This window comes from Bacillus sp. N5-665 (genome assembly GCF_022637375.2).
In the GTDB taxonomy this organism is placed as follows: Bacteria; Bacillota; Bacilli; order Bacillales; family Bacillaceae_G; genus Bacillus_A; species Bacillus_A wiedmannii.
On sequence record NZ_CP093325.1, the window covers coordinates 972386 to 987303 of the forward strand.

General features: G+C 37.8%; 13 protein-coding genes. 11 read left to right on the forward strand and 2 right to left on the reverse strand.

Annotated features, from left to right (window positions below; all coding sequences use genetic code 11):
* Positions 1 to 132: 132 nt before the first annotated feature.
* From clpX to ysxC, 4 genes are all read left to right on the forward strand, one after another.
* A complete protein-coding gene (gene clpX / locus MNO09_RS07450; RefSeq protein WP_000472285.1) occupies positions 133 to 1392 on the forward strand; it encodes an ATP-dependent protease ATP-binding subunit ClpX in 1260 nt (419 codons plus the stop codon).
* 106 nt (positions 1393 to 1498) lie between these two features.
* Positions 1499 to 3169: an ATP-dependent protease LonB gene (gene lonB, locus MNO09_RS07455; protein ID WP_000119165.1), complete on the forward strand. Its 1671-nt coding sequence runs from the start codon at positions 1499 to 1501 to the stop codon at positions 3167 to 3169.
* Between the two features lie 184 nt (positions 3170 to 3353).
* Entirely contained in the window at positions 3354 to 5684 is a 2331-nt protein-coding gene (gene lon / locus MNO09_RS07460) for an endopeptidase La (RefSeq protein ID WP_241950105.1), read from the forward strand.
* On the forward strand, positions 5681 to 6277 hold the full coding sequence (ysxC, locus tag MNO09_RS07465) for a ribosome biogenesis GTP-binding protein YsxC (RefSeq protein ID WP_000869124.1): 597 nt from the start codon (positions 5681 to 5683) through the stop codon (positions 6275 to 6277). Before lon ends, ysxC begins: the two co-directional genes overlap by 4 nt.
* Before the next feature lie 36 nt (positions 6278 to 6313).
* Here ysxC and MNO09_RS07470 read toward each other — a convergent pair whose 3' ends face one another.
* The gene (locus MNO09_RS07470; RefSeq protein WP_000359787.1) at positions 6314 to 6730 is read right to left on the reverse strand and encodes an organic hydroperoxide resistance protein; all 417 of its coding nucleotides are present in this window, start codon (positions 6728 to 6730) and stop codon (positions 6314 to 6316) included.
* A 2-nt stretch (positions 6731 to 6732) separates the two neighbouring features.
* Entirely contained in the window at positions 6733 to 7185 is a 453-nt protein-coding gene (locus MNO09_RS07475) for a MarR family winged helix-turn-helix transcriptional regulator (protein WP_000138543.1), read from the reverse strand.
* 415 nt (positions 7186 to 7600) lie between these two features.
* Here MNO09_RS07475 and hemA point away from each other — a divergent pair, with 415 nt between their 5' ends.
* The 7 genes from hemA (at position 7601) to spoVID (ending at position 14873) form a co-directional block, all read left to right on the forward strand.
* The gene (hemA, locus tag MNO09_RS07480; protein WP_000547843.1) at positions 7601 to 8935 is read left to right on the forward strand and encodes a glutamyl-tRNA reductase; all 1335 of its coding nucleotides are present in this window, start codon (positions 7601 to 7603) and stop codon (positions 8933 to 8935) included.
* Positions 8936 to 8952: 17 nt separating this feature from the next.
* Positions 8953 to 9786 carry a cytochrome c biogenesis protein gene (locus MNO09_RS07485; protein ID WP_000008998.1) on the forward strand — a complete coding sequence of 278 codons (834 nt, stop codon included), beginning with the start codon at positions 8953 to 8955 and terminating at the stop codon, positions 9784 to 9786.
* A 15-nt stretch (positions 9787 to 9801) separates the two neighbouring features.
* Positions 9802 to 10731: a hydroxymethylbilane synthase gene (hemC, locus tag MNO09_RS07490; RefSeq protein WP_001226427.1), complete on the forward strand. Its 930-nt coding sequence runs from the start codon at positions 9802 to 9804 to the stop codon at positions 10729 to 10731.
* A 2-nt stretch (positions 10732 to 10733) separates the two neighbouring features.
* A complete protein-coding gene (gene hemD, locus MNO09_RS07495; protein ID WP_241950106.1) occupies positions 10734 to 11486 on the forward strand; it encodes a uroporphyrinogen-III synthase in 753 nt (250 codons plus the stop codon).
* A gap of 20 nt (positions 11487 to 11506) precedes the next feature.
* Positions 11507 to 12496 (forward strand): porphobilinogen synthase, encoded by a 990-nt coding sequence (gene hemB, locus MNO09_RS07500; protein WP_001087076.1) that lies wholly within the window; start codon positions 11507 to 11509, stop codon positions 12494 to 12496.
* Positions 12496 to 13785: a glutamate-1-semialdehyde 2,1-aminomutase gene (gene hemL, locus MNO09_RS07505; RefSeq protein WP_000712956.1), complete on the forward strand. Its 1290-nt coding sequence runs from the start codon at positions 12496 to 12498 to the stop codon at positions 13783 to 13785. The genes hemB and hemL overlap by 1 nt, the downstream gene beginning before the upstream one ends.
* 110 nt (positions 13786 to 13895) lie before the next feature.
* Positions 13896 to 14873, forward strand: coding sequence for a stage VI sporulation protein D (spoVID, locus tag MNO09_RS07510; protein WP_000179735.1), 978 nt, complete (start codon positions 13896 to 13898; stop codon positions 14871 to 14873).
* Positions 14874 to 14918 lie beyond the last annotated feature (45 nt).

Sequence of the window (14918 nt, forward strand, 5' to 3'; positions counted from 1 at the left end):
TTTATTTGTACATAACTAGTCATATTATTTGTATTTCTCGCCACGTAGTGACATAATATGTATTTACATACGATACATTTATCGTGTACATACGAAGGCAAGAGGTTAGCACTTTGTAAGGGGTGTGAAAATATGTTTAAATTTAATGATGAAAAAGGTCAATTAAAATGTTCTTTCTGTGGTAAAACACAAACGCAAGTTCGAAAGTTAGTTGCAGGTCCAGGTGTTTACATTTGTGACGAGTGTATCGAACTTTGTACTGAAATTGTACAAGAGGAGCTTGCGAAGGACGAAGAAGTAGAATTCAAAGATGTACCGAAACCGGTAGAAATTCGTGAAATCTTAGATGAGTATGTCATCGGACAAGATAACGCGAAAAAAGCACTAGCGGTAGCGGTATATAACCATTACAAACGTATTAATTCTAACAGTAAAATTGATGATGTAGAATTAGCGAAGAGTAATATTTCACTTATTGGGCCAACTGGTAGTGGTAAAACATTATTGGCACAAACATTAGCGCGTATTTTAAATGTTCCATTTGCAATCGCGGACGCAACATCTTTAACAGAAGCTGGATATGTAGGGGAAGATGTAGAAAACATCTTACTAAAATTAATCCAAGCAGCTGATTATGATGTAGAGAAAGCGGAAAAAGGAATCATTTATATTGATGAGATTGATAAAGTGGCACGTAAGTCCGAAAATCCATCAATTACACGTGATGTATCTGGTGAAGGTGTACAGCAGGCACTTCTGAAAATTTTAGAAGGTACTGTAGCGAGCGTTCCACCTCAAGGTGGTCGTAAGCATCCGCATCAAGAGTTCATTCAAATTGATACAACGAACATCCTATTCATTTGTGGTGGAGCGTTTGATGGCATTGAGCCAATTATTAAACGTCGCCTTGGTGAGAAAGTAATTGGATTTGGTGCTGAGAAGAAAAATGCTGATGTAAATGAGAAGCATGTTTTATCTCACGTTTTACCAGAGGATCTTTTAAGATTCGGTTTAATTCCGGAGTTTATCGGTCGTCTTCCAGTTATTGCGAACCTAGAGCCGCTTGATGAAGATGCTCTTGTAGATATTTTAACGAAACCGAAAAATGCACTTGTTAAGCAATTCCAAAAATTATTGGAGCTTGACGATGTTGAGTTAGAGTTTGAAGAAGGTGCACTAGTTGAGATTGCGAAAAAAGCAATTGAACGTAAAACAGGTGCTCGTGGACTTCGTTCTATTATTGAAGGCTTAATGCTTGATGTAATGTTCGAACTTCCATCTCGCAAAGATATCGAGAAGTGTATTTTGACGAAAGAAACAGTAGCTGATAATGAACCGCCGAAATTGGTGTTACAAGACGGTACTGTACTTGATACAAAAACATCTGCATAGTGCGAAGAAGAAACAGCAATTTTTATAATTGCTGTTTTTCTTTATGTTTAGCTATGTTCCTCCGCGGAAATACTAAATGATAAAACATTGCGGGAGGAAATAAATTATGAGCTGGACAAATATATTTTTACTTGTTCAACTTGTTTTTGGTGTAATTGTCGGATTGTATTTTTGGCATTTACTTCGAAATCAGCGAACACAAAAAGTTTCAATTGATCGAGAATCGAAAAAAGAATTAGAACAGCTTCGTAAAATGCGTGAGATTTCTTTAACAGAGCCGCTTGCGGAGAAGGTACGTCCTACATCCTTTTTAGATATTGTAGGGCAAGAGGACGGGATTAAGTCGTTAAAAGCGGCTCTTTGTGGTCCGAATCCGCAACATGTAATTATATATGGTCCGCCAGGTGTCGGGAAGACAGCGGCAGCACGTCTTGTATTGGAAGAAGCGAAACGCAATCCGAAATCTCCATTTCGTACGAATGCAACATTTATCGAACTTGATGCGACGACAGCAAGATTTGATGAACGTGGTATTGCAGACCCATTAATTGGTTCAGTCCATGATCCGATTTATCAAGGGGCAGGTGCAATGGGGCAAGCGGGTATCCCACAGCCGAAAAAAGGGGCTGTAACAGATGCGCATGGTGGTATTTTGTTCATTGATGAGATTGGTGAATTACATCCAATTCAAATGAACAAAATGTTAAAGGTGTTAGAAGATCGGAAAGTATTTTTGGAAAGTGCGTACTATAGTGAAGAAAATTCGATGATTCCAACGTATATACATGATATTTTTCAAAAAGGTTTGCCAGCCGATTTTCGCTTAGTTGGGGCGACGACACGTTCGCCAGAGGAGATTCCTCCTGCTATTCGGTCACGCTGTTTAGAAGTGTTTTTCCGTGAGTTAGATACAGAAGAGATTCAAAAAGTAGCGAAGAATGCAGCTGATAAAGTGGAAATGCAAATAGGTAAAAATGGTATTGAAATGATCGGGATGTATGCAAGAAATGGACGAGAAGCGATTAACCTTGTACAAATTTCTGCTGGTATGGCAATAAATGAAGAACGTTCTTTCATTAAAGATGAAGATATAGAGTGGGTTGTTCACTCTAGTCAACTTACACCGAAATATGAAAAACGTATTTATCCTATTCCGAGAATCGGTCTTGTAAATGGACTTGCTGTATACGGACCAAATACAGGCGCGTTATTAGAAATTGAAGTAACAGCAATCAAGGCGAAAGATAAAGGATCCGTAAATGTTACCGGGATTGTGGAAGAGGAAAGTATTGGTAGTCAAACGAAATCCATTCGCCGTAAAAGTATGGCGAAAGGTTCTGTAGATAATGTATTAACAGTACTTCGTTCTCTAGATGTATTGCCAGAAGGGTACGATATACATATTAATTTTCCAGGTGGTATCCCAATTGATGGGCCTTCGGCAGGTATTGCTATGGCAACAGGTGTATATTCAGCAGTGCATCGTACGTATGTGAGTAATGAAGTAGCGATGACCGGTGAGATAAGTATACACGGGGAAGTGAAACCTATTGGTGGTGTGTACGCAAAAATAAAAGCCGCGAAAAAAGCAGGTGCTAAGAAAGTCATCATTCCTGCTGAAAACATGCAACCGTTTTTGTATACAATAAAAGGAATTGAAATCATTCCTGTTCGTAAGTTAAAAGAAGTATTTGAGCTAACATTTATGCAGGAAAATATGCATCGAGACCTTGATATACATACTACTGTAGACGAAACAGATGCACAATCAATGTGAGAATGAATGATAATAAAATTTGCCAGACTTCGTTTAAGTTTGTATGCTTAAGCGGAGTCTCTTTTCCTTTTTAAAAGGGAGAAAAAACGAGAGATTTACAATTGCGGAAAATCTCTGCAATTGCATCTAGATGTATTGTAATATAAAATAGTTGAACAGGAGTTTAATTTATTATGGAGGTGCTATGTCTAGTATGAATACGAATGAAAGAATCGTACCCCTCCTACCATTAAGAGGCGTTCTCGTATATCCAACGATGGTTCTGCATCTTGATGTAGGACGTGATAAATCGATACAAGCACTAGAGCAGGCGGCAATGGATGAAAATATCATCTTTTTAGCGATGCAAAAAGAAATGAATATCGATGATCCGAAAGAAGATGACATATATAGTGTAGGTACAGTGGCGAAAGTGAAGCAAATGTTAAAATTGCCGAACGGTACGCTTCGTGTCCTTGTAGAAGGTTTACATAGAGCTGAAGTAGTAGAGTTTATCGAAGAAGAGAATGTAGTGCAGGTTTCTATCAAAACGGTAACTGAAGAAGTGGAAGATGATCTAGAAGAGAAAGCTCTTATGCGTACATTACTCGAGCATTTCGAACAATATATTAAAGTTTCGAAAAAAGTTTCAAATGAAACATTTGCAACGGTAGCTGATGTAGAAGAGCCAGGAAGATTAGCTGATTTAATAGCTTCTCACTTGCCGATTAAAACGAAGCAGAAACAAGAAATCTTAGAGATTGTATCTGTGAAGGAACGATTACATACACTTATTTCAATTATTCAAGATGAACAAGAGTTACTTAGTTTAGAAAAGAAAATTGGACAAAAAGTGAAACGTTCAATGGAGCGCACGCAAAAAGAGTATTTCTTACGTGAGCAAATGAAGGCGATTCAAACTGAACTTGGTGATAAAGAAGGTAAGGGCGGGGAAGTTGAAGAACTTCGTGAGAAAATTGAACAGTCGGGGATGCCTGAAGAAACAATGAAGGCCGCACTGAAAGAATTAGACCGTTATGAAAAGTTACCAGCAAGTTCTGCGGAGAGCGGTGTTATTCGCAATTATATGGATTGGTTATTAGCACTTCCATGGACAGAAGCGACAGAAGATATGATTGATCTTGCTCATTCTGAAGAGATTTTGAACAAAGATCATTACGGTCTTGAGAAAGTGAAAGAGCGCGTACTCGAATATTTAGCTGTACAGAAGTTAACGAATTCATTAAAAGGACCTATCCTTTGCTTAGTAGGACCTCCTGGGGTCGGGAAAACTTCGTTAGCGCGTTCGATTGCAACATCATTAAATCGTAATTTTGTCCGTGTATCCCTTGGTGGTGTACGTGATGAATCGGAAATCCGTGGTCACCGTCGTACGTACGTTGGAGCGATGCCAGGACGCATTATTCAAGGTATGAAAAAGGCGAAAACAGTTAATCCAGTCTTTTTATTAGATGAGATTGATAAAATGTCTAACGACTTCCGTGGAGATCCATCAGCGGCATTACTTGAAGTGTTAGACCCAGAACAAAACCATAACTTCAGTGATCATTACATTGAAGAACCGTATGATCTATCGAAAGTTATGTTTGTAGCAACTGCGAATACACTTTCAAGTGTTCCAGGTCCGTTGCTTGACCGTATGGAAATTATTTCGATTGCTGGCTATACAGAAATTGAAAAAGTTCACATTGCCCGTGAACATTTATTGCCGAAACAATTAAAAGAGCATGGCTTACGAAAAGGTAATTTACAAGTACGTGATGAAGCACTTCTTGAAATTATTCGTTATTATACACGTGAGGCTGGTGTTCGTACACTAGAGCGTCAAATCGCAAAAGTTTGTCGTAAAGCAGCAAAAATTATCGTTACAGCAGAACGCAAGCGCATTGTAGTAACAGAGAAAAACATTGTTGATCTACTTGGTAAGCACATATTCCGTTATGGGCAAGCCGAAAAAACAGACCAAGTTGGTATGGCAACAGGGTTAGCGTATACAGCAGCAGGCGGTGATACACTTGCGATTGAAGTGTCTGTAGCGCCAGGTAAAGGGAAATTAATTTTAACGGGTAAACTTGGGGATGTTATGAAAGAATCCGCACAAGCAGCGTTTAGCTATATTCGTTCTCGTGCAGAAGAGCTTCAGATTGATCCGAATTTCCATGAGAAAAATGATATTCATATTCATGTTCCAGAAGGAGCAGTTCCAAAAGATGGACCGTCAGCAGGTATTACGATGGCAACGGCACTTATTTCTGCGCTAACAGGTATTCCTGTAAGTAAAGAAGTGGGGATGACAGGTGAAATTACACTTCGTGGTCGTGTATTACCAATTGGTGGTTTAAAAGAAAAAACATTAAGTGCTCACCGCGCAGGCTTAACAAAAATTATTTTGCCAGCAGAAAACGAGAAAGATTTAGATGATATTCCAGAAAGCGTAAAAGAAAACCTTACGTTTGTGCTTGCATCTCATTTAGATGAAGTATTGGAGCACGCATTAGTAGGAGTGAAACAATGAAAGTAACAAAAGCAGATATTGTAATTAGTGCTGTTAAACCAGAACAATATCCAGACAGTGATTTACCAGAAATTGCATTAGCGGGTCGTTCAAATGTCGGGAAGTCTTCCTTTATTAATAAAATTTTAAATCGTAAAAAGTTAGTACGTATTTCTTCTAAACCAGGGAAAACGCAAACGTTGAACTTTTTCTTAATCAATGAGATGATGCATTTTGTTGACGTTCCAGGTTATGGATATGCGAAAGTATCTAAAACAGAGCGCGCAGCATGGGGCAAGATGATTGAGACTTACTTTACAACGCGTGAGCAATTAGACGCAGCTGTATTAGTAGTTGATTTACGTCACCAACCAACAAATGATGACGTGATGATGTATGATTTCTTAAAACATTATGAAATCCCAACAATTATTATTGCGACGAAAGCCGATAAAATTCCGAAAGGGAAATGGCAAAAGCATTTAAAAGTTGTAAAAGAAACGCTTGCTGTTGAAATTGGCGATGAAATCGTTCTATTCTCTTCTGAAACAGGACTTGGAAAAGAAGAAGCGTGGAAGGCAATTCATAGAATGACAAAAACAAAAAACGCGTGACGAATGTCGCGCGTTTTTTTTATTTACTAAATTTTTTTATCTTACGTTTAATGTAACCTCGATATTACCTCTTGTTGCTTTCGAATAAGGACATACACCGTGAGCGGCTTCTACAAGTTCTTGTGCTTCGGCATGAGAGACGCCAGCAACGTGTACATCAAGTACAGCAGATAGGCCGAAACCACCATCTGTATCTTTTCCGATAGAAACGTGAGCAGTTACTTCTGTACTTTCTACTTTCACACGTTTTGTACGAATGACAAGTTGTAATGCACTATCAAAACAAGCGGCATAACCAGCAGCAAATAGTTGTTCTGGATTCGTTGCCTCTCCGCCTGCACCACCTAGTGCTTTCGGCATTTTTACATCAAGATTTAATATGCCATCATCTGAAATTACTCTTCCGTTTCTTCCACCTGTAGCAGTTACTGAAGCAGTATATAATTTATCCATGTTTATTCCCCTTTTCTATCATTAATTGTTTTCATTGTTTCAATTAGTTTATTTAATTGAATTAATAAAGAACGATATTCTTGTTCTGTAATTCCTAAATTTGTTGCCATTGTTGTCGGCAATGAACAAGCCTTTTCTTTTAAATCTTTACCTTGTTCTGTTAATTTAATACAAACTTTGCGCTCATCTTCTTTGGAACGAACGCGTTTTACAAGTTTTAATGATTCCATTCGTTTTAACATAGGTGTTAACGTACCGGAATCTAAAAATAGACGTTCTCCAATTTCTTTTACTGTTAGTCCATCTTGCTCCCATAGTACGAGTAAAGTAATGTACTGGGGATACGTAATACCCATCTCTTCTAAATATGGTCGATAAAAGCGGGTAACTTCTTTAGAACAGGCGTAAATAGAAAAACAAAGTTGGTTATCTAGATGTAAAGAATTCTCTGTCATACATAACTCCTCCCTAATTAAGTTTTGCGCAATTTAATTTTGTAAAACCAATATAACGAAAAAGAAATACAATGTCAAATACATTGTATTGAGAAAGTTTGTGCTACAATTTGGAACAATCATACATATTTTCCTTCATGATGAAAGAAGATAGGAAAGATGATGTTATAATTCATATGGAATAGTTTCCATCACTTGATTATGAGGGCTTTTTTTGGTAACGTACAAATAGAGTTATTAATTTATAATCATTATAAAGTAGAAAATCTTTATTAGTTTTACTGAATCTCCTTTATTACATACGGAGAATAAATAAAAAATAATCGGTTGTTCACACGATTGTCAGATTCATAAGAGGAAAGTTGTATTATGATAGTAGATAAAGTGATAAAACGGGTGAAGGGGGACATGCTGCGTGCATATTCTTGTTGTTAGTGTAAATTATCGAACAGCCCCTGTAGAATTTCGTGAGAAACTCACATTTCAGGCAGCAGAGCTAGAGCAAGCAATGACTACATTACAAAATCAAAAGAGCGTGTTAGAGAATGTCATTGTATCAACTTGTAATCGCACTGAGATTTACGCTGTTGTCGATCAATTACACACGGGACGGTATTATATTAAGAAGTTTTTAGCTGATTGGTTTCAGTTTGAAATAGAAGAAGTCGCACCATATTTAACTATTTTTGAACAAGACGGTGCAATAGATCATTTATTCCGCGTGACGTGCGGTTTAGATTCTATGGTAGTTGGAGAAACACAGATTTTAGGCCAAATAAAAGATAGCTTTTTAGAAGCGCAACAAGTAAAAGCGACAGGCACAATTTTTAATGAGTTGTTTAAGCAGGTGGTTACGTTAGCGAAACGTGCGCACTCAGAAACGACGATTGGTGAAAGTGCGATGTCTGTTAGTTATGCTGCTGTTGAGCTCGGAAAGAAAATATTTGGTGAGTTAACAGATTGTCATGTGCTTATTCTTGGTGCTGGTAAGATGGGTGAACTGGCACTGCAAAACTTATATGGAAGCGGTGCTCGAAAAGTAACAGTCATGAATAGGACGTTTACGAAAGCGGAAGTAATGGCTGAGAAATATATGGGACATGCAAAGCCTTTAAGTGAATTGCAATGTGCATTATTAGAAGCAGATATTTTAATTAGTTCAACTGGTGCATCTGAATATGTTATTACGAAAGAGATGATGACAAAGGTAGAGAAAATGCGCTCTGGTCGTCCGTTATTTATGGTGGATATTGCAGTGCCACGTGATATTGATCCAGCGATTGATGAACTAGAAGGTTCTTTCTTATATGACATTGATGATTTGCAAGGAGTAGTGGAAGCAAATCGTGCTGAGCGTTTGAAAGAAGCAGAGAAAATTCAATTTATGATTGAAGAGGAAATTGTTTTATTTAAAACGTGGTTAAGTACACTTGGTGTTGTTCCGTTAATAGCAGCTCTTCGTGATAAGGCACTTGCTATCCAAAGTGAAACGATGGAAAGCTTGGAACGAAAAATACCGAATCTTAGTGATCGTGAGAGAAAAGTAATTAGTAAGCATACGAAAAGTATTATTAATCAATTATTGAAAGACCCAATTTTAGTAGCGAAAGAGATAGCCGCTGAAAAGGGAGCAGACGAAAAATTAGCGTTATTTGCAAAGATTTTTGACTTGGAAATGGAAGATGTAGAGAGTTGTGCGGAAGAAGTAGAACATAAAAGAGCGTGGACACCATCCGTTCCATCTTTATAATTTGGAAGGATGATCGGATGAGTTTTTTAAATAACAGTATTATTTATCATATTGCAATTATTTTATATGCTTGTAGCATTAGTTTATATTTTATAGATTATTTCCAAAGTAACCGAAAGGCGAACCGATTTGCTTTTTGGTTACTTTCGATTGTATGGGTTCTGCAGTCTATCTTTATGTTACTCAGGGCTACAGATTCAGAAACGAACCCTATATTAACTTTATTATCAGGGATTTATTTTTATGTTTGGCTATTGATTACGATGTCGTTAGTCATTAATCGATTTATGAGAATTGACTTTTTAGTCTTTTTTACAAATGTTGTCGCATTTGGCGTAAGCGCTTTTTCTATTTTTACACCGCTCGGAAAGATGTCGCCGGTACTGGCAGAGCAATTAGTTTCAGAACTTGTATATGTACATGTCGGTATGGCTATTATTTCTTATGCAACTTTCACTGTATCGTTCATTTTTTCTATTATGTATTTATTGCAATATCGCCTATTAAAAAAGAAAAAATGGAATGCGAGATTAAGAAGGTTAGGGAATTTACCGAAGTTAGAATCGATGTCTTACGGATTAAATTTATTTTCTGTTCCATTTTTCTTACTAGCTATTTTATTAGGATGCATATGGGGATATACGAAATTGGACAATTTCCATTGGTATGATACGAAAGTGATTGGGTCTTTTGTCGTTCTATTTGTATATTGTGCTGGCCTATATTTACGAGTGGCAGATGTGTTGCAAGGGAAGAAAATCGTGCAGTGGAACATCGGAGCATTTCTCGTAATGCTAATCAATATTTTTCTATTAAGCAGTTTATCCAACTTCCACTTTTGGTATTTATAATGAGGAGAGAGAATTATGCGCAAAATTATTGTAGGGTCACGAAAGAGTAAATTAGCATTAACGCAAACAAACTGGTTTATTGATCAGTTAAAAGCACTAGGTTTACCATATGAATTTGAAGTGAAAGAAATCGTCACAAAAGGTGATGTTATTTTAGATGTTACTCTTTCAAAAGTAGGCGGAAAAGGCTTGTTTGTTAAAGAGATTGAACATGCGTTACTTACGAAAGAAATTGATATGGCTGTACATAGTATGAAAGATATGCCGGCCGTACTTCCAGAAGGATTAATGATTGGTTGTACACCGAAGCGTGTTGACCCTCGTGATGCTTTTATCTCAAAAAGCGGAGCATCGTTTAAAGAGTTAGCAGAAGGCGCTATTTTAGGTACGAGTAGCTTAAGACGCAGTGCACAATTATTAGCTGCGAGACCAGATTTACAAGTGAAGTGGATTCGAGGAAATATCGATACACGTTTACGTAAATTACAAGAAGAAGATTACGATGCAATCATTTTAGCAACAGCTGGATTACAAAGAATGGGCTGGGATAATGAAGTTATTACAGAACATTTAGATGAGACGTTATGTGTACCTGCTGTAGGACAAGGTGCATTAGCGATTGAATGCCGTGAGGATGATAAGGATTTACTACAGTTGTTAGCGCATATGAATGATGCAGTAACAGAAAGAACAGTGGCGGCAGAACGAGTATTTCTTCATAAACTTGAAGGTGGCTGCCAAGTTCCAATCGCTGGATATGCAACTCTTACAGAAAATGATGCAATCGAATTAACAGCTCTTGTCGGTTCTATGGACGGTTCTATTTTATTGAAAGAGACAGTAGTAGGAACTAATCCAGAGGAAGTAGGATTAGAGGCTGCGGACCGTTTAATTAAACAAGGCGCCAAAGAACTCATTCTTGCTGCAAATAAGGGGCAACAATAAATATGAACGCTCTCGCTGGCAAAACGGTATTAATTACACGTGCCCAGCATCAAGCGAAACAAATGAGTGTAGCGGTGAAAGAAAAGAGCGGAATTCCATTGGAAATTCCGCTTTTGCGTATGGAAGGTATGGCTCATAGGCAAATTCAACATATAGCAGGACAGCTGCATTCGTATGACTGGGTTATTTTTACGAGTAAAAATGGGGTAGCTTTTTTTCTAGATAGTTTGACAAAGAAGCTACCCGCAAAGACTAAAATTGCTGCAGTAGGCGTGAAAACAAGGTTAGAGTTAGAAAAGTGGGGCTATCAAGTGGACTTCGTTCCAACTTCATTTGTTGCAGAAGTATTTGCAGAAGAGTTTGTAAAAAGACTAAGTGGAAACGAGTGCATTTTATTTCCGAAAGGGAATTTAGCAAGAGATGTAATTCCAGTTGCACTTCGCGAAATTGGTGTTTCTCTAGATGAGCTAATCGTATATGGTACGAAAGAGAATGTAGGGAAAAGGCAAGAGCTTATAGTAGCGTTAGAAGTAGGAAAAGTAGACATTATTACATTTACAAGCCCTTCAACTGTTACTAGTTTTGTTCGTTTACTTGAGGGTACAAACTGGAGAGAATGGACAAAAAACTGTACAATTGCTTGTATAGGGCCTATTACGGAAAAAGAGGCGATCCTTTATTTTCCACATGTTATTATACCGAAAGAGTACACTGTAGAAGCATTACTACAATGCATTTGTGAATCTATAAAATAAAAGAATGGGGATAGAAATCTATGAACTCTTTACAATTTAATCGTCATCGTCGCTTAAGACAAAGCGGTAATATGCGTGCGCTTGTGCGTGAAACGTTTTTACATACGGAAGATTTTATTTACCCTATTTTTGTATTAGAAGGAGAAAATGTTCGTAATGAAGTGCCTTCTATGCCAGGCGTATATCAAATGTCTTTAGATTTATTGCAAGCTGAAATGCAAGAGGTTGTTGATTTAGGTATTCGTTCTGTTATTGTATTTGGTTTACCTGCTGAAAAAGATGAAGTTGGATCATCAGCATATTGTGATCATGGAATTGTGCAACGTGCAATTAAGCAAATTAAAGGTGAATTCCCTGAGCTAGTAGTAGTTGCAGATACATGTTTATGTCAATTCACAAGCCATGGTCATTGCGGTGTAATTGAAGATGGTATTATTTTAAATGACGAGTCTCTTGCAGTTCTTGCGAAAACAGCTGTAAGCCAAGCGAAAGCAGGAGCGGACATTATTGCGCCATCAAACATGATGGACGGATTCGTAACAGCAATTCGCCATGCATTAGATGAAAATGGTTTTGGACACGTACCAGTAATGTCGTACGCTGTGAAATATTCATCAGCATTTTACGGACCATTCCGTGATGCGGCGCACGGTGCCCCGCAATTTGGTGATCGTAAAACATATCAAATGGATCCAGCGAACCGTATGGAAGCATTCCGTGAAGCAGAATCAGATGTAATGGAAGGGGCAGATTTCTTAATTGTAAAGCCAGCTCTTTCTTACTTAGATATCGTTCGTGATGTGAAAAATAACTTTAATTTACCAGTAGTTGCTTATAACGTAAGTGGTGAATATTCGATGATTAAAGCAGCAGCGCAAAATGGTTGGATTAATGAAAAAGAAGTTGTACTTGAAAAATTAATTAGCATGAAACGTGCAGGAGCGGATTTAATTATTACGTATCATGCAAAAGATGCAGCAAGATGGTTACAAGAAGGAGGCGCTAAATAATGAAAAAGTTTGATAAGTCGATTGCGGCGTTTGAAGAGGCGCAAGATTTAATGCCTGGTGGCGTAAATAGCCCCGTTCGTGCTTTTAAGTCTGTTGGTATGAATCCGTTGTTTATGGAGCGCGGAAAAGGCTCTAAAGTATATGATGTCGATGGAAATGAATACATCGATTACGTATTATCATGGGGTCCTTTAATTCATGGTCATGCGAATGATCGTGTTGTTGAAGCTTTAAAATCTGTTGCTGAAAGAGGAACAAGCTTCGGTGCCCCAACGGAAATTGAGAATAAATTAGCGAAACTTGTTATTGAGCGCGTACCATCAATTGAGATTGTACGTATGGTTAACTCTGGAACAGAAGCGACAATGAGTGCGCTACGTTTAGCTCGTGGTTATACAGGTCGTAACAAAATTTTGAAATTCATCGGTTGTTACCACGGTCATGGTGATTCATTATTAATTAAAGCGGGTTCTGGTGTGGCGACGCTAGGTTTACCAGATAGCCCTGGTGTACCAGAAGGTGTAGCGAAAAATACGATTACCGTAGCGTATAACGATTTAGAAAGTGTGAAATACGCCTTCGAACAATTTGGTGATGATATTGCTTGTATAATTGTAGAACCAGTAGCAGGAAATATGGGTGTTGTTCCTCCGCAACCAGGATTTTTAGAAGGTCTTCGTGAAGTAACAGAGCAAAATGGTGCATTGCTTATTTTTGATGAAGTCATGACAGGATTCCGAGTTGCTTATAATTGCGGACAAGGTTATTACGGTGTAACACCTGATTTAACTTGTTTAGGTAAAGTAATCGGTGGTGGCTTACCAGTAGGAGCATACGGTGGTAAAGCAGAAATTATGCGCCAAGTTGCACCGAGCGGACCGATTTACCAAGCAGGTACTTTATCAGGTAACCCACTTGCAATGGCAGCAGGTTATGAAACGTTAGTACAGTTAACGCCAGAATCATATGTAGAATTTGAGCGTAAAGCTGAAATGTTAGAAGCTGGCTTACGTAAAGCGGCTGAAAAACATGGCATTCCGCATCATATTAACCGTGCGGGTTCTATGATTGGTATCTTCTTTACAGATGAACAAGTTATTAATTACGATGCAGCAAAATCTTCAAACTTAGAATTCTTTGCGGCTTACTATCGTGAAATGGTAGAACAAGGTGTATTCTTGCCACCATCTCAATTCGAAGGTCTATTCTTATCGACAGCACATAGTGATGCAGATATTGAAGCGACGATTGCAGCGGCTGAAATTGCAATGTCAAAATTAAAAGCTTAATTGTTGAAAGAAAATCGCTCTCCATAAGGGGAGTGATTTTTTTTTATTCATAAAATCAGCTTTCCATACATAAATCTGTAATGACATATAGTTTGGGAGGGGGAAAAGAAGTGGCAACAGATCATTCATTACGTTTTTCATTAAAAGAATCTGTTTGGTTCCAAAAAGGACAGGAAGTCGAAGAACTTTTGTCAATTTCGTTAGATCCAGACGTTGAGATAGAAGAGCTTGATCATGAAGTTATCGTGAGAGGGCAATTAGATTTAACGGGAGAGTATGTTGCGCGGCAAGATGATTCGGCTTATTCATTAAGAGATCTATCGCCAGCGAAGTCAATTGATTATGTAGAAACAAGGGAAGATGGGGTTAATGAACTTGTTCATTCCTTTCCGCTTGAAATATCAATTCCGAGAAACCGTGTGAAAGTAATTGAAGAACTATATGTATCTATTGAAGAATTTGATTATGAATTAAAGGAAAATGGTTGCTTACAATTATTAGCGGATATATCTATCACTGGTTTATGTGATGAAGAAAGAATCGAGGATGAAGAGGAAGAAACAGCGTATGCTGAGTTAGAGGCTGATTCAGCACAAGAGGATGAAAATAGACCTGCGCCGCACGTAGAAGAACCAGTCTATAAGGAATCAGATGAGTGGGAAGATTACGCATTTGAACCGTTCCAACTAGAGGAAAGAAAAGAGCAGGAAGTAGAGGAAGAGGAAATAGAAGAACATGAATTTGTAGAGCGTGAAGAGGAGAAAGAATCAACGCCACAATTTGAATTGTTCGGAAGAAAAGATTTCAAGAAAGAAAAAGCGAAAAAACAAGAAGAGCAAGAAGAAGAAACGTATTCACAGCGAGATGAAAATGCACTTTATTTAACGAAAATATTTACGAAAGAACCGGAAGAAGAATTTACAAAGTTAAGAATGTATTTCGTTCAAGAAGGGGATACAATTGAATCTGTTGCAGACCGTTATGAAACGTCTGTACAAAACTTATATCGTGTCAATCAAACAGAAGATATATATTTAACTGCGGGACAAATTATTTATATTCCTGTTTCAAGGGCAAAAGCGAAATAAGTGAGTGTTTTCACTCGCTTATTTTCCTAAAGGCTATGTTTTGAA